This window comes from Paenibacillus sp. J22P90 (genome assembly GCF_059692195.1).
The window spans coordinates 378212-395503 of record NZ_JCAUAY010000003.1; the positions used below are offsets into that span (position 1 = coordinate 378212).

The window sequence follows — 17292 nt, forward strand, 5'->3', positions numbered from 1 at the left end:
TCTATCACTCCTTCTAACTTACTTCCTTCTACGCTAATTGTTTGAAGAGTTAGCGACAATAGTATTTTTTTAACTTTAAGCGTTTAAGTTAATTGTATTTATTTATTTTAGTAGTACTTTATTTCCGTTATTTATTAGACAAAAAAAAAGAGACAAGGTCTCCCTTGTCCCATACTACAGATAATTTTTCCGGTTCATTTCTCTAAACTCCCTAGGAGTGATTCCAAGTTCTTTTTTAAAAATACGATTGAAATAGCTATGTTGATTATACCCAACGCTTTCAGCAACATCCTTTATTAGCGTATCGGTCTCGATGAGTAATTCTTTCGCTTTCGTTAACCGTATGTTCGTCAAGTAATCAATAAAATTCCAACCAGATACATCCTTGAATATTTTACTCAAGAAGGATGGATTTAAGTTCACCTCGTTGGCACAAGCCTCCAACGAAATATCATCCCTATAATTCGTTTCTAACATCTGCATAACCTTTTGGACAATCAAATGAAGGCGCTGGTCCTGCTTTTGTGATAATTCGTCGATCATTGGCAGAACGACTTGTTTCTCAAACCAATCGCTGATCTCAGCTGGATCCGTCAACTTATATAACTTTTCATATAGATTCGCGCTACTATTTACTACATTCTCGATCAGACCTGACTGAAGTACAATATGCAAGATGCCGCTTAATAACTTGAAGGCCATCTGACGAATCATAACTTCGTTAACGTTTTGGTCTTCAGACGTCATAAAAAATTGGTGAACAAGTCTAACCGCTTCTTCTTGATCCCTTTGCCGGATCGCCTGAATCATTTCTTTTTCAAGGTCAAACCGATATTCAAAATGTTCTTGATTGTTAAGAATATCATCCAACTTTTTGATTTCAATAATTTGATTATCTTCTTGCAGATTTCGATAGCTTAACGCAGTTTTAGTCTCCTCGTAATTGCTGTGAATGGCTTTTAACGAGTCTGCAGTTCTACTTATTCCAACCGAAACATTCATCTTACAAATGTGATTGATTGTTTCAATTAACTGCTCACAAAATCCACGCACCTTCAAATCAAGCATCGGCGTTTGCACATCTTCGTTGTAAGAGAACAAGATCCCTAGCGATAAATCATGAAAGTTTATTACGTCAGCATCCAAGTCAGATGCTTTAAGCAATTCTTCAGCAATATTAACCGCCAAGAATGTGACTAACCCTTCATCTCCTTCTAGATATCTGTCCATTAATTTTTTAAAACCAGACATACGTACAAAAGCAATCATATATTTCTTGCCAGTTGGATTCGAACCAAATTGTAGCATTCGATCCTTCAAATCTTCATCTCGATACGCGTATAAATACCCTTGTACTAACTGGAGAATAAACCCTCCACGCAGATGAGGCATTTCCTCTTTCAAGCGTTTTTGTAAATCCTCGCTTTCAGAAGACAAATGATTAAGATGCGTTTCGATCATTGTAAACTCATTCGATAATGTGCGTTGGTTTCCGCTTATCTTACGCGTCAGTTTTTCAATCGGGGCATATAATTTCTTGGACACAAACAATGATAAGAAAATCGCCAATGCAAAGACTAGTAAGTTCAAGAAAATAAATACTTTAGAAATAAAAACAACAGGAGCTGTAATTTTGGTCATCGGTGCAATCGAAACATATTTCCATTTCTCACCTAGTCTAGAAAATTGCTTATAAGTGACGGTATATTTAATATTTTCAAAATGAAATACAAACGGCTGTTCATAATCGCGTTTCTCGATCTCATTTATAACTTGCAACTGGAGCGGTTTCGGACCATCTTGACCCTTTTCTCCAAAGAGCCACTGTTTATCATCTCGCAATATAAAGACAGATCCGTCTTCATAAGGGGATTTCAAAATCTGCTGGAAGCTTTCCTTATCTAGAAAAACAATCAAAGAACCAAAAGTAGTAACTGAATAGTTATCTAAATTATGAACCATAACTAATGGCGCATAACGATCCTTATACCCCACTTCAATACTTGAAACGGAATGGTCCCAAAATAATTTTTGGTTACTTTTCAATAATCTTTGATAGTTTTCTACTTGATTTCGATCCTTTATTAACGTATAACCCGACTCCGTGTAGAGCATGGGCTGAGGTTGATTCAAAAACAACTCCACTCGGCCAATGAATGGATTATACCCTCTCATCATGCTTAGCTCATTATAAATATCTTTAATTTTCTGGTGATCTCTGACTAGATCTAAATTGCTGTAATCTTGTTTATTCGCATTAAAAGCCATGTTAGCCGTTAATAATTCTAGATTTGAAAATTGCTTTTGAATAGATTCAATTGTGTTGGAAAGATGGTTTTGATGAATCGTTTGCAATTCATTTTCCATTTGAATTTTACTTACGAAAAATAACAAAAAACTAAATATAATACCAGGGAAGCTAGTAATAAGAAGAAATATAACTAATGTTTTTCTATATTTACCATTAATTCGTAACAAGCGAACCACCCCAGTTGCAATAAAAGAATATTTACAGTTTACTATACTGAAAACAACTGTCAAATTGAAAAAACACACAAACACCCTCAAGAATTTTGCTCTTCAGAGGGTGCTTGCTCCATCATTTACTACTTTCTGGATTTATAAGACTCATTCATCTCTTTCGTATACTGTTGCATCTGAGGATCCTTCTTCACTTTTTCTAATTGAGTATCCCATGCTGTAATAGGTTCATGGCCCAGAATAATTTTTAGTTTCAAGTCAGTCAAATCTTTAGTCAGCTTCGGCGCATAGATTTTACCTACTTCAGAAGTCAATCCTACAATAGGAGCGACGCTTGTTTTCGCACGCTCATCTTGGATACTACCAAATAGCTTTTTGGCATCTTCAGGGAAGTTTGATTTATAGGCATTAGCATATGGATCCGCTACGTTGACGATTTGCGTATATTCACCAAGCGCGTCCTGTGTTACTTTCTCAGTATTAATTACAACTTTGCCACTCGCATCGACTGTATGATGAACATCTTTGAGTCCTTGTGTGTGGAGTTTAAATAAATCATCCGCGTTCCAACGATCAAGCATAGCAAGAATCTTTTTCATTTTATCTTCCGAAACCTTCTTCGGAATGGCAAGTCCCCCGTTAAAGCCTACACCCTTCGGATTGTAACCATTAATATTCGTAGCAGGAATCATGTCAGTTAGCTTGAAATCAGGCTTGTTTTTTACTATGACGTCAACATAGGTTTGGAATACGGAAGAGGCATCGATTTTAACTCCCACTTTACCCGCAGCGAAAGCATCGTTGCTTTGTTTAGTCGTCATAGACGGGAAGTCTTTCAGGATTAGACCTTCTTTGTAAGCCTTTGCCAAAAACTCAAGTGCTTTCCGTTCCCCTGGTTCAAAAGCGTAATAAGAAAGTTGACCATTAGTATCTTTCCAATCCCCATTGATTCCAGTGAATATACTTTCGAATCTTTTGAAATCACCAGCATCTGAATCACCGTTGAATATACCGCCAAAACCTGTTGTATCGTTTTTGCCGTTTTTATCTGGATCATCAAGAGTAAAAGCTTTCATAACTTTATATAGCTCTTCATCCGTCGTTGGAACCTTTAATCCGAGATTATCAAGCCAGTCTTTTCTAAAAATGAAGAAGAAATCACCTTCTGATGGACGCGGACGTGGAACGAAATAAGTCTTCCCTCCAATAACATTCGACTTCCAAGCAATATCAGCAATATTCTTTTTTAGATTGGGATAGTTTTGAATATATGGTGTGAGGTCCCAAAGGGCGCCGTTTTGAGCTGCCTGCACAAATACATTATTCGTTAGTGGAACTCCATTCGGAATTAATATAAGATCCGCGAGATCATTCGAAGCAAATGCAACATTAAGTTTATCAAGATAGTTGTTAGAGGCATTCCATTGAATTTTTAATTTTGTGTTTGTTGCTTTCTCGATTTCTTGTTGAACAGCACCATCTTCTTTTGGAGGTGTTGCACCAAAAAAATGAGACATGATGGAGATTTCAGTAGGCTTAGCAGGAGTCGCAGTACTTCCTGTAATCGTACTGCTTGCAACATCCTTATCTCCATTACTACAAGCCGTTACAAGCATGGATAACCCTACTACCGTTGTTAAAATTGTCTTTTTCATTTGTTTATTCTCCCCTTCGGACAAATATCGTATTCTTAATTACCGAATCTTACGTATCCCTTACTTATCCTTTCACAGAGCCAATCATCACCCCCTTAGCGAAATGCTTTTGTAGGAAGGGATATACACAGATGATTGGCGCAATAGCTAATACAACTGCTGCCATTTTTAACTGTTGGCTCGGTGGAGGTGTAATGGTCGTATCGACATCGCCCAAGCTGCTGCCTGATGAATCAATGAGCATATTCTGAAGAAGGACTTGAATAGGCCATTTCGTATGATCGTTTAAATAGATTAATGCGTTAAAGAACTGATTCCAATTCCCGACGGCAAAGAATAAACCGAATGCGGCAATAGAAGGCAGGGATAAAGGTAAAATAATCTTAACCCACGCTGTGATGTCTGTACACCCATCAATAGCTGCTGCTTCGACTAACGCATCTGGAATGCTGTCGTAGAAGCCTTTCATCAAAATGACATGCCATCCACTCGTCAGTGCAACTAAGATAACTGCCCACAAACTATTTATCAGGCCTAAATCTTTAACTAGTAAATAATTTGGGATGATTCCTGGACCAAACAAAATTGTAAATAGGACAAGCATCATAATAATTTTTCTGCCCTTAAACTTCTTCCGCGATAGCGCATAGGCGAATGATGTTGTAACCAACAAGCTGAAAAATGTGCCTACAACTGCCAAATATGCGCTTACTCCAATCGATTTCATAAAGCTTGGGGCAGATAATAAATATTTATAAGCGGTTAAGGACCAATCCTCTGGCCACAATACAACCGTTTTTCGGACAAACTCCGAAGGTTCCGTAAAAGATACGATAAATACCCAATATATTGGAAACAAGGTGACCAAAGCTATGAGCCCAAGAATGACTACGTTAGCTATGTTAAATATCTTTTCTCCCAGACTAATCTTCACTGTGTTCACGCCTTTCTAATATAGACCTTCTTCTCCAAATTTCTTTGTGACTCGATTAGCAATGACAACTAGCACTAATCCTACAAAGGACTTAAATAAGCCAACCGCCGTGCTATAACTGAATTGCGCTTGTTGAAGACCAACACGATACACATACGTATCAAATATTTCAGATACATCAGATACCGCACCGTTATTCATGAGGAATACTTGTTCAAAACCAACTTCAAGTACATCCCCTAATTTTAGAATCAATAGGATAAGGATGACGTTTCGAATTGTCGGTAAAGTAACATGCCAAGTTTGTCTGAACTTGTTCGCACCATCCATTCGAGCTGCTTCGTATAGTTCCGTATTCACCCCAGCGATCGCTGCTAAAAAGATGATGGTTCCCCATCCAACTTCCTTCCAGATGGACTGACCAGTTAATAAAAACCAAAATACATTTGGATTTGTTAGAAAATCAAATGTTTCAAATCCCATTAGATTTAGAGCATAATTAACGATCCCTTCTGATTGACCGAATAAAATAAATGAAAGACTCGCAATTATGACCCAAGACAAGAAGTGTGGCAAGTAAACCATAGATTGTACCACTCTTTTATAAAACTGGTTCTTAAGTTCATTTAACAAAAGCGACAAAATAATAGGTAAAGGAAAGAAAAATACGATGTTCAGTAAGCTAATCGACATTGTATTTCGAAGAATGATCCAGAAATCTTCTTCTCCAAATAAACGTTCGAAATGTTTAAATCCTACCCAAGGACTACCTGAAACCCCTGAATAAATCGAATAATCCTGAAAGGCAATAAGAACTCCGTACATCGGTAAATATTTGAAGATGAGAAAATAAAGAATCCCGGGTAAAGCAAGGAGGTAGATATATTTATCTCGCATTATTTCTCTTAAGAACTTCTGCAATTTGCCATCTTTCCTCCGCAGGACGCTTATTGTCTCCGCTTGCTTTTGGCCACTTACTTTCATGCCTAGCATCGCTGTCCACTTCCTCACGAGTTGTTTTTAGGTTGTATCACTTCTCACACTTTAACCTTATTTGAACTCAAACTTCCCGACAATAATACTCTTTTTAAATAGGGTTACAGACGCCTTGTATTTTTTTATACAAGTAAGATAATTTTAAAACACTGCTAAAGCCTTGATGTATCAACGTATTTGTAAGCAAAGATGGAGAAAGCGGAGCCTAATGGTCATTAGACTCCGCTTTCTCCATTATTTAATATTTATGACTTGATTCCATTAAAGTCTTCACTCTAACCAATCCCTCCCCAGCATCGAAAGACGGGAAGTTCTAATGCTAATCTCTCTAAAATTAGAAAAAGACCAATCAGAATAAGATCTGATTGGCCAAGCAATACGCTCTATTTTATTCTTAAATCCATGCTTAGCTCAACCTGCAGAATATCTTCTTGGCCAACACCAACTACCGATAAGCCCGCATCGCCTTTCTTAACTCCTTCAAGCTAGGCCGCTTGCCATACATCAACACGCCGGTTCGATAGATTTTCGCCGCTAGCCAAGCCATCGCGCCAATGGACAACAACTGAATCGCAATCGATAGCGCAATCTGCCAGAACGGCAGGGAGCTCATACCAATCCGCAAGAACATAATCATAGGCGAGAAAAATGGCACAAATGACATCGTAACCACAAACGGTGCATTCGGATGATTCAATCCGAAGATCGCAATCATGAACGCCGCGACGATGATGTAGGTAACTGGCATAATGGCTGGCCCCACATCCTCCGTGCGACTGACAAGCGAGCCTACCGCCGCGAAAATCGTCGCATAGATGAAGAACCCGAGTAAGTAAAAAATGATGAAATAGACGAGAACGGATATTTCTAAATCGCTCCAGCTGAGATTCATATCCTTGATGGCCGATGCATCACTCAACTGAATATTCAGAAAGGCAACAGCGATTAATGCGGCAATTTGCGATAGAGCCAGCAAGCAAATACCAATGATTTTACCAAACATCTGCTTCAGTGGTGACACGCTAGTAATGAGCAATTCCATAACGCGCGTGCTTTTCTCCGCTGTGATTTCCGTTGCAACGAGATTCCCGAATCCGATGGCTCCCATGTAAAGCATGAAGAGCAGGATATACACCAGCACGTAGGACAACCTCATTTGGGACTCTGTTTTGCCCTCAGCAGTTTGATCTGATGTGGATATTTGCACCGTTTCCAATGAGATAGGCGTTTGAATATCGGTTTTCAACGCATCAGGCACACCAGCACCTTGCAGCACCATATCCATCTTAATGAGCTGAAGAGCCGTTTGCAGCTTGTTTTTCGGCGAATCCATTGTTCCTGTGGATTTATAGATCATCTTCGGGAATCCGCCTTGTTTCCCTTCCGTGAACTCTAGGTATCCCTTGATCTCCTTATCTGTAATTTGCTGCTTCCCATACGCCTCATTGGCTTCTACACTGCCTTGATCGGAAAGGGGTACAATTTGTATCTCTGCATTCGGCTGATTCTTAAAAAAAGCTTCTAATTTAGACGCCACAACCGCTTGCTGCTTACCGAAAACCCCTATTTTTGTCGCCTCATCGGATTCGAATTGTTGGATAATGGATGGCAGGTGAATTAATAGCGATACCAAGATTAGCAAGATTAGACTCATCACTTGAAACGATTTGATGCGAAAACGAGTCATGTACGTAAATTTAATGACTGTCCATATACTATTCATGCTGGCTTCCCACCTTCTGGATAAAAATTTCATTCAAGGTCGGTTCCATAATTTGAAAACGCTGTACCGTGGATCGTTCCATTGCATATTGCAGAATACGCTGCGCGGCTTCTGGCTGCGTAATGCGAAGCTCGTACCCATTTAACCCTTGGTTCACCGATGTTACGCCTTGAAGCTTCTCTAACCCATCTACGCTCGTCGCAGTCTCCAGCACGACTCTTTCCTTCGGAAAGCTCGCTTTAATCTCCTTTAAGCTGCCTTGAAGAATCGTATTAGATCGGTGCAAAATACAAATATTCTCGCAAAGCTCCTCCACATGCTCCATGCGATGGCTGGAAAAGAGAATTGTTTTGCCCTCATCTCGCAGGCTTTTCACTGTTTTCTTCAGCAGCTCCACATTCACCGGATCCAGTCCGCTGAAGGCTTCGTCCAGAATAAGAATCTCAGGGTTATGTATGATCGCGGCAATGAATTGAATCTTCTGCTGATTTCCCTTGGACAACTCCTCAACCTTCCGGTTGTAATAATCAGGGACCTCAAACCGTTCCAACCACGACTTCAAGGCTTGATCGGCCTCGCGTCGCTTCATCCCCCTTAGCTCAGCTAAGTATAGGATCTGCTCACTAATTTTTACTTTGGGATACAATCCTCGTTCCTCAGGCAAATATCCCATTAAGCTGCGAAGTTCCTCCCGATATCCTTGCCCGTTCCACGTAATGTTACCTTCATCGGGGTAAATCAAACCGAGCGCCATCCGCATCGTTGTCGTCTTCCCAGCCCCGTTGGCTCCTAATAATCCATATATCTCGCCCTGCTTCACACGCAGCCCAATTCGATTCACAGCTGTTTTATCTCCGTACTGCTTCGATACCTGTTCAACAACTAATGGGTATGTCATTCATGAGCCTACCTTTCATCACGAAGTTGCTTACGCTCACTATTTTACATGATATTGGAAAAAGAATGAACTCCAACAAAAAAATAGCACAGAACGATGCTTTTTCACATCATTCCGTGCTATTTCAATTACAATCCGAAAATGGCATCAATCACAGGCTTCGTCGTTCCACCTGGATACAGGATGTACAACAAGACGTAAACCATCACACCTGTTGGTGCTGTTAACAGCCACACAATTGCGGCAACTTTACCAATTTTCTTATGTTTAAGGAACTTCTTCTTGTACGCGAACCACAACGTGACGAGACCAAGTACGCCACCTATCGTTGCTAAAGTAATATGGAAGAATAGGAACAAATGATATGGCAGCTTTAAGCTTTCAGGCCCGCCAAATGCCGTATTTCCTTCAAATAAGGTACGGGACATGTAAATGATTAAGAACGCTAACGCGAAAATAGCGCCTAGCACCATCAGCTTCTCATGCGTATCCCGATTCCCTTTCACAATATGATACCAACCGAACCCAACAAAAATGGCACTAATTACGATAAACATCGTAGAAATCGTGGGTAAAATGTGCATCTTTCTAATCCTTTCTCTAAGCGCGATTCCAATTCCCGCCTTGATTATTATTCATGCTTTCTTGTGATGGAAGTGGATCCAATTCGTCCTCATCCTTGCGCTCTCGGCGATACCAGCGGAAGAAAATATAAGCCAATGTGGCGCCATAGATAATTTCCTGCAAAATTTTCATAATGACACCACCGAGCTGTTGATCATCCAGTGGAGACAAATGAGCAAAAGGAACCGTTACATTGTCATACATATCGTAGATAATCGTATCTGCAAAAATGATGAGCGCACATGCCGGTGTCAGTAAGACGCCATTCCCGAAAATATACGCCATTTTCTTCAAATCATTTAAGCGGTTCAGCTCAGGCAGCGGACAAAATACCGGGAACCACATGATAAAGGCCGTCACCAAGAGCATCGTATGATAAGCAAAAAGCGGTACATCATTCTTCATCAAGTAATCCATAATAAAAGGCATATGGTAGATGGAGAAGAGCATGTTGAACATGAATAATGCGATCAGAGGGCGAGTTAAAAAGGAAAACAAGCCGCGAAAAACTACATTTTTCATACATGCACGTACGATCCAAGCCGGTGTTCCTAACCAAATGAGGATCGGTACGATGAGGTAAAGAATCGTTTGCTGCAGCATGTGCATACTGAACAAGTAATGATGCCCGATATATGAAATTGGACTACCCTGTCCTATGTAAAATAAAACGAGCCCGGAGTAGAATAGCAGCTGCTGAGCGATCGAAATTGGCTCTGATTTCGCAGCACTCCCACTTCCTTTCACGACAAATCTACCATAACTATATCCGATTACGATGACGATCAATAATAAAACAGGATTCCACAAATCAAAAAACGAACCAATCTGACTCATACCTGCATCTATCTCCTTTCAAGCTAAGTATTTCCAAAATAACTCTCCTTAAAAAAAGAGGAGGCACTTTGTCTAGACAAAGTTGCCTCTTCTATCTTTTTTACCACCAAACCCAATATACGGCTGTGATTACACCGGTAAGAGCAACGAATGCTCCTGCGAAGATAAAGATTAGAGGGAACAAGTGTCCTCTCTCTTTGGCATGCATCCAGAATAGCAACTGAACAAGCGCCTGCACGATCCCTAGGGATACGATGAAAATCAAGATAAACGAACGATCCAAGTCTCCGTATAGTACGACAGCGAATGCCAACATGGTGAGTAGAATCGAGATGATGTAAGTCAAATAGTGATTCACTGGTGAATCGTGTTTCACTCGCTTGCTAGGTGCGTGTGTATCATGAGAATTGCTGCTCATCTAGTGACCCACCTTCCCCATCAGATAAACAACTGTGAAGATAAATACCCAAACTAAGTCGATAAAGTGCCAGTACAGTGAAGCGACATAGAACTTAGGTGCCGTAACGACTGTAAGACCTTTTTTCATACCTTGGAAAATCAACAGTGTAATCCAGCAAACACCGAATGCTACGTGAGCACCGTGGAAACCAACCAACGTATAGAACGAGGTTGAGAAAGCACTTGTTGTAAACTTGTGGCCTTCATGAACATACTCGAAGAACTCGTAGATCTCCATTCCTAAGAAGGAAAGACCGAACAACACGGTAACTGCCAACCAAGCTAGCAATTGACCTACTTTTTGACGGTGCATCGCAATAATTGCGAATACACTCGTCAAACTTGATGTCAAGAGAATGAACGTTGACCAACCAACCGTTTTAAGTTTGAAAATTTCATCAGCGGTTGGACCATCCGGAACAGAGTTCCGAAGAGCAATGTAAGTTGCGAATAAGCAACCGAACAATACAACCTCTGCGCCTAGGAAAAGCCAAAAGCCAAGAACCTTATTTTTCCCTTCGAGGGTAGCCGTTTCCGGATTAGCAGGCAGTGCGCCCGTATGATGAGTACTCATGCCTATGCCTTACCCCCTTTATCGTTTTCCAGTTCTTCTGGTTCAATATGCCAACCGTGGTCGTCATATACGGAACGTAAGAACATGGCAATGAAAGTAACTACGATACCTGCAGCAGCTACATAGTAATTTGCGTACATAAACCCGAAACCAGCGATGAACAATCCAACAGACATCACAAGCGGCAAGATCGATGCGGAAGGCATGTGGATCGAACCGATTGGCTCTGCTGGCGTCATTTGCTTGTTACCAGCCATTTTTTCTTTCCAGAAAGCATCCAAACCACGAACAAGCGGAGTTTGTTTGAAGTTATATTCAGGTGCAGGTGAAGGAATTGTCCACTCCAAGGAGCGTCCATCCCACGGATCTGCAGGAGCTGTCATTGGTTTTCTTGCTGTAGCGATGATGTTGATAATGAATACCAACGTACCGATACCCATGAAGAACGCACCAACTGTTGAAACTAAGTTACCAACTTCGAGATCATATCCTGGTTGATACGTATAAACGCGTCGTGGCATCCCCATTAGACCCAAGAAATGCTGCGGGAAGAATGTCAAATGGAAGCCGATGAAGAACAACCAGAAATGCAATTTACCTAAGCCTTCACTCAGCATACGACCGAACATTTTCGGCCACCAGTAGTAAAGACCTGAGAACAAACCAAGAACTAGACCACCAACGATTACATAGTGGAAATGCGCTACTACGAAATACGTGTCATGATATTGGAAGTCAGCCGCTGGAATCGCAAGCATAACCCCTGTTGTTCCACCCATTACGAAGGTTGGAATGAAAGCAGTAGCGAAAACATTCGCTGTTGTGAAACGGATTTGACCACCCCAAAGCGTGAACAACCAGTTAAAGATTTTCACACCTGTAGGAACTGCAATCGCCATTGTAGCAATCGCGAAGATCGAGTTCGCTACTGGGCCTAAACCTGATGTAAACATATGGTGAACCCAAACCATGAAGCCTAGGAAACCAATTAGCACTGTTGCAAATACCATGGAGCTGTATCCGAACAGACGTTTTTTCGAGAATGTAGAAACGATCTCAGAAATAATACCGAATGCTGGAAGAATCAAAATGTAAACTTCGGGATGCCCGAAAATCCAGAATAAATGCTCCCATAGTACGTTGTTACCGCCTCTGGCTGCATCGAAGATCGCTCCGCCAAAGACACGGTCAAACATAAGAAGAACTAGAGCAACTGTAATTGCCGGGAAAGCAAGAACGATCAAACCTGAAGTTACAAAAGCAGACCATGTGAACATAGGCATACGCATGTATGTAAGACCAGGAGCACGCATGTTGATAATCGTTACAAGGAAGTTAATCCCCCCGATTAGTGTCCCGATACCTGCAATTTGCAAACCAAGCACGTAGAAGTCTGTACCTCTTACGTTGCCTTCAAGCGTTTGTGCCCAGCCTGCGTCTGTGATCGAGGATAATGGTGCATATCCCGTCCAACCCGCGTCAGGAGCGCCGCCCAAGAACCAACTTGTGTTCATGAGCACACCGCCGGCGAAGAATAACCAGAAACCAAGTGAGTTAACGAAAGGGAACGCAACGTCCCTTGCACCAATTTGCAGAGGAACGATGGCATTCATGAAAGCAAAGATGACCGGCATAGCCGCAAAGAAAATCATCGTCGTTCCGTGCATCGTTGTTAATTGGTTAAATGCATCGCCTACAAAAATTTGTTGATCAGGATAAGCGAGTTGAATCCGAATCAAGATCGCTTCAAGTCCTCCGATAAGGAAGAAGAAGCCGCCCGCTAGTAAATACAGGATACCGATTTTCTTATGATCGACGGTTGTAAGCCAATCCATAAGCCCGGTATGTTTTTTTACTGGATGAGAGTGAGCCAACGTATGAACCTCCTTTACATCAAGAGTTTATTTCAATGTTTGTAAGTACGTAACAATATCATTAATTTGAGCGTCATCTAATTTACCGTTAGCTTCTTTACCGAAAGCTGGCATTTTATTGCCCGGTTTAAGATTTTGCGGATTATGTATCCATGCGCTCATGTTCTCAGGTGTTTTTTCCAAGATGCCCGCAAGTGTATCGCGATCCGCGAAACCTTTAAGGTTAGGAGCAACCCCTGGGCCGCTTGCATTAACAGCATGACAAGACATGCAATTTTCTTTGAATAGTGATTCGCCCTTTTGTGCAGTTGCAGGCACAGTTGAAGGAGCTTTCATTTTCGCAACCCATGCATTAAAGTCTGCTTCAGACTTCGCAGCAACGGTGAAGTTCATCAAAGCATGTGAAGCTCCACAAAGCTCCGTACATCTACCTTGGAACGTTGCGATTTCATCAGCTTGCAAGTAAAGCGTATTACGGACACCTGGGTTTGTATCGACTTTACCACCTAGAGATGGTACCCAGAAGGCATGCGCTACGTCAGCAGAAACAACATCAAATGCAATGATTTTATCCTTAGGAATCACAAGCTGTTGAGCTGTCGCGATACCAAGGTCTGGATATTCAAACTGCCACCAGAACTGGTGCGCAGTGACTTTCACATGGATAGCGTCCTTGTTCTTGTTGTAATTCTCGGAGTGTTTGAACGTGTAAGATACTGTTGGTACCGCAAGCACTAACAGCAAGAGAATTGGAATTACCGTCCAGATAATCTCCAAAACATGACTTCCTTCGACTTGTTTCGGAATACTTTCGTCGCCTTTACGTTTGCGAAAGCGAACTAAAACGTACACATAAATCGCAAATACGACAATTACGACAAAAATCATGATAAAGAGACTTAATTTCATTAAATAAAGCTGCTCTGTCGCCACAGGACCCTTAGGCACTAAAGCAGATAAGGTTGGGTCTCCGCACCCAGTTAGCATGAACGTCATCACCGCTAAAAGGGGTAGCAGACGCCAGAACTTTTTCAATTGACTCATTGTATCAACCCCACTTTTAAAACAATATTTTTACCACGAAGGCCATGCCCATGTCAATTCACTTTAATAACTATAAATTCGTGAAAACTTTTTGTCAATCGCTGTAGGAGAGTTCACAAATTGTTCTTAAACAGCGGTCTGTAGCGATATATTTCCCTCTATGGTAATTTCCATACACCCACCTCTTTATGCATAAAAGCCTTTATTTGTGAACACGAATAATTAGCCAGAAACATCTCATCCTATAGACATTAAATCGCATTGGGAGGTCTGTTCACGATGTTCAGGAAGTTAGGTTTTCCGATTTATGGAATGATATTCCTCTTGCTCACATTATCTGCATGCGGTGCTAACGGCAAAGAGTACAGAGGTGATCGCGATAACTCCACGAGCTCGAATTTTGGCGCTCATGTCGAAAAAGCGGAGCAGCACGAAAGATCCTATCAAGTTCAGCAGCTCTCCGGTCCAGTGACGCACAACAATACTACGCTTGAATACAGTCAATATCTATCAGATCAATTGCACGCCTTAGATGGAGTAAACACAGCCTTCGTTATGATTACCAATCAGAATGCCTATGTTGCCTTAATGATGGACAGCAGCGCCATTGGTACAAAAGGCTTGACCAAAGAAACGAACAATGCAGGAACCAATGCGGGCTACTACAACGCTAATAATCCCTATGATGATTCGTTACCGTCTAATGATTTGAATAAAGGTTACAATAGTTATGAAACGGCGGTGCATCATGACCTGCTTTCTCATCGTTTTAAACAAGCCATTGCTGAGAAGCTACGAGTTCTTAAACCAGATCTGATGGATGTCTATATTTCCGCAAATCGCGATTTCCTTAATAAAATGAATAATTACGCACAGGAAAGCTTCAAGGGCCATTCCCTCATGCCGTTACTGACAGACTTTAATCAGACGGTTACACGCGTGTTTGGGACTGCCCAGGTGTTGCCGCACGACTAGTATGATTCGGGCCAGCCTCCTATTAAGGAAGCTTACTTCTAAATAGGGGGTCTTGCCATGCCATTTGGAGCACAACCAACACGAATAACTTCTATTAATAAAGTAGTTTATTTCTACTTGTGGGGCGGCTCCTGTTTTCATTTGTCTTTCATTCCTGTACAATGAGGGAATCATCTTTACAAAGAAGGAAAAAGGGAGCTGGCCAATTACCCATGTCAAATGGATTTGCCTCATTAGGTATTCGAGAAAGTGTCGTTCAAGTTTTGCAAAATCAAGGTGTCGTAGAACCGACCCCCATTCAACGGGAAGCGATTCCTGTACTTTTAAAAGGATCGGACGTTATTGCACAAGCGCAAACAGGTACAGGTAAAACCCTTGCCTTTGTGCTTCCTATATTAGAAACCATTGATGTAGAAAGCTCAGATGTGCAGGCGCTTATTTTAACGCCTACGCGTGAGTTAGCGATTCAAATCAGCAATGAGTTGAAAACCCTTGCTCCGGTTACGGGTGCAAAGGTTCTAGCAGCCTACGGCGGCCAAGATGTAGAAAAACAGCTTAGAAAGCTTCAAGGTAACATACATATAGTAGTAGGAACACCGGGAAGATTGCTTGATCATCTTCGCCGCGGTTCTATTAATTTCTATAAGTTGAAAATACTCGTATTAGATGAAGCGGATCAAATGTTGCATATGGGCTTTTTGCATGAGGTTAAGGATATCATTGCGCAAACGTCCCCTTACCGCCAAACGCTGCTCTTCTCTGCCACAATGCCAGAACAAGTCGTCAATCTGTCTAAGGCTTATATGAAGGAAGCAAAAGAAATTAAAATTCAAAGTAAACAAGTCACTTTGGCTGAAATTCAGCAGGTGCTTGTTCCTACGACGGATCGTGATAAACTAGATGCTCTCATTGCAGCAATCAAGCAGTATAGACCTTATCTTGCGATGATTTTTTGTCGGACCAAAGCCAAAGCGATTGCGCTCAATGAAACCTTGCAAGAAATCGGGCTAATGTCCGATGAGCTGCATGGGGATTTATCGCAAGCTAAACGCGAGCAAGTAATGAAACGATTCAGAGAAGGACGTATTGAGCTCTTAGTCGCTACCGATATCGCGGCTCGCGGTTTAGATGTGGAAGGCGTAACGCATATCTTCAACTATGATGTACCGCAGGATGCGGAAAGCTACATCCACCGAATTGGCCGAACAGGCCGTGCCGGAGAGTCAGGTGTTGCTGTAACCTTCGCTACACAACGAGATATGCCAACGATCGAGTTGATTGAAAAAGGAATCAAAATGTCATTGCGCGGAGCCGATGGACAGCAACGTCGCGTTGTTCGTTCCAATACGGAGGACTACGCTCAGCCTGAAGGCAGAGGGTCTGCTCGTAAAGGTGGGACTGGCGCTTCTTCACGCGGTGGCAGACGCAATGACCGTGGCGGTGCGCCTGAACAACGCAGCGGCGGACGTGCTGGAAGACCTGGTGCACGTGAATTGCGCGGAGATCGTTCGAATATGCAATACGGCAGCGAGCGGAAAACGGGCTTTGGCGGTGGCAAAAGTGACAAATTTGGTTCACGCGGCGGTGCAGCTGGGTCAGCACGTACCGGTGAGAGACCTGCAAAAGTGAATTCGGAACGCAATCCGAATACATGGGGTCGTGCAACAGTCGTCCACGAAGCGGCAACGACGAATTCAGCTCCAGCACGCGGTGCGAACATGAACGCTGCGAAAGCACGCGTAACTGGTTCGTACAGCGGCGGCGGAGAAGGAGCAGAACGCAAACGTTCTGCTCCACATGGCGATAAGTCTTACTCGCCATACAACAAGTACGCTGGCGCAGGTCGTGAGGACGCGGCTAGCGCATCTCGCACACTTCGCGGCGGCAAGGGCCGTGGCGACGCAGCTCGCGGTGGCGCAGCGCCTCGCGGCGAAGGCTTCGGCGCTCGCACTGGCGCAGCACCTCGCGGTGAGGGCTTCGGCGCTCGCACTGGCGGTGCGCCTCGCGGGGAGGGCTTCAGCGCTCGCACTGGCGCAGCACCTCGCGGGCGGAGTGATGAGCGTGGTGCGCGTGGCGCAGCACCTCGTGGCGACAGCTTCGGAGCACGCGGCGGCGCGCCTCGCGGCGACAGACCAAGTAGCCCGCGCGGCGGGCAAGGCGGCGGTCGTGGAGCTGCACCTAGAGGCACTCGCGGCGGCGGCGGAAAACGTTAAAAGAA

The 17292-nt window shown here is 42.7% G+C and carries 14 protein-coding genes; 2 read left to right on the forward strand and 12 right to left on the reverse strand.

Annotated elements, in window-relative coordinates:
• Window positions 1-174: 174 nt before the first annotated feature.
• The 12 genes from AC58UX_RS11985 to coxB all read right to left on the reverse strand — a co-directional run bounded on the left by AC58UX_RS11985 (window position 175) and on the right by coxB (window position 14099).
• The gene (locus tag AC58UX_RS11985; protein ID WP_497252792.1) at window positions 175-2478 is read right to left on the reverse strand and encodes a helix-turn-helix domain-containing protein; all 2304 of its coding nucleotides are present in this window, start codon (window positions 2476-2478) and stop codon (window positions 175-177) included.
• A gap of 128 nt (window positions 2479-2606) precedes the next feature.
• The gene (locus tag AC58UX_RS11990) at window positions 2607-4136 is read right to left on the reverse strand and encodes a type 2 periplasmic-binding domain-containing protein (protein WP_497252794.1); all 1530 of its coding nucleotides are present in this window, start codon (window positions 4134-4136) and stop codon (window positions 2607-2609) included.
• Between the two features lie 64 nt (window positions 4137-4200).
• Window positions 4201-5070 carry a carbohydrate ABC transporter permease gene (locus AC58UX_RS11995; protein WP_497252796.1) on the reverse strand — a complete coding sequence of 290 codons (870 nt, stop codon included), beginning with the start codon at window positions 5068-5070 and terminating at the stop codon, window positions 4201-4203.
• A gap of 15 nt (window positions 5071-5085) precedes the next feature.
• The gene (locus AC58UX_RS12000; RefSeq protein WP_497253642.1) at window positions 5086-6054 is read right to left on the reverse strand and encodes an ABC transporter permease; all 969 of its coding nucleotides are present in this window, start codon (window positions 6052-6054) and stop codon (window positions 5086-5088) included.
• A gap of 457 nt (window positions 6055-6511) precedes the next feature.
• A complete protein-coding gene (locus tag AC58UX_RS12005) occupies window positions 6512-7789 on the reverse strand; it encodes an ABC transporter permease (protein WP_497252798.1) in 1278 nt (425 codons plus the stop codon).
• Window positions 7782-8687, reverse strand: coding sequence for an ABC transporter ATP-binding protein (locus AC58UX_RS12010; RefSeq protein ID WP_497252800.1), 906 nt, complete (start codon window positions 8685-8687; stop codon window positions 7782-7784). Before AC58UX_RS12010 ends, AC58UX_RS12005 begins: the two co-directional genes overlap by 8 nt.
• Window positions 8688-8815: 128 nt before the next feature.
• Entirely contained in the window at window positions 8816-9271 is a 456-nt protein-coding gene (locus AC58UX_RS12015; RefSeq protein WP_497252802.1) for a DUF420 domain-containing protein, read from the reverse strand.
• Between the two features lie 16 nt (window positions 9272-9287).
• On the reverse strand, window positions 9288-10148 hold the full coding sequence (locus AC58UX_RS12020; RefSeq protein ID WP_497252804.1) for a cytochrome c oxidase assembly protein: 861 nt from the start codon (window positions 10146-10148) through the stop codon (window positions 9288-9290).
• Between the two features lie 100 nt (window positions 10149-10248).
• Window positions 10249-10566 carry a cytochrome C oxidase subunit IV family protein gene (locus AC58UX_RS12025; RefSeq protein WP_057315113.1) on the reverse strand — a complete coding sequence of 106 codons (318 nt, stop codon included), beginning with the start codon at window positions 10564-10566 and terminating at the stop codon, window positions 10249-10251.
• Entirely contained in the window at window positions 10567-11181 is a 615-nt protein-coding gene (locus AC58UX_RS12030) for a cytochrome (ubi)quinol oxidase subunit III (protein ID WP_497252806.1), read from the reverse strand.
• A gap of 2 nt (window positions 11182-11183) precedes the next feature.
• A complete protein-coding gene (gene ctaD, locus AC58UX_RS12035; RefSeq protein ID WP_497253644.1) occupies window positions 11184-13016 on the reverse strand; it encodes a cytochrome c oxidase subunit I in 1833 nt (610 codons plus the stop codon).
• A gap of 66 nt (window positions 13017-13082) precedes the next feature.
• Entirely contained in the window at window positions 13083-14099 is a 1017-nt protein-coding gene (gene coxB, locus AC58UX_RS12040) for a cytochrome c oxidase subunit II (RefSeq protein ID WP_497252808.1), read from the reverse strand.
• A gap of 279 nt (window positions 14100-14378) precedes the next feature.
• On the opposite strand from coxB, the gene AC58UX_RS12045 reads away from it, so the two are divergent.
• Together AC58UX_RS12045 and AC58UX_RS12050 are read left to right on the forward strand one after the other, a co-directional pair.
• Window positions 14379-15074 (forward strand): YhcN/YlaJ family sporulation lipoprotein, encoded by a 696-nt coding sequence (locus AC58UX_RS12045; RefSeq protein WP_497252810.1) that lies wholly within the window; start codon window positions 14379-14381, stop codon window positions 15072-15074.
• A gap of 212 nt (window positions 15075-15286) precedes the next feature.
• Window positions 15287-17287 (forward strand): DEAD/DEAH box helicase, encoded by a 2001-nt coding sequence (locus tag AC58UX_RS12050; RefSeq protein ID WP_497252812.1) that lies wholly within the window; start codon window positions 15287-15289, stop codon window positions 17285-17287.
• Window positions 17288-17292: the final 5 nt, after the last annotated feature.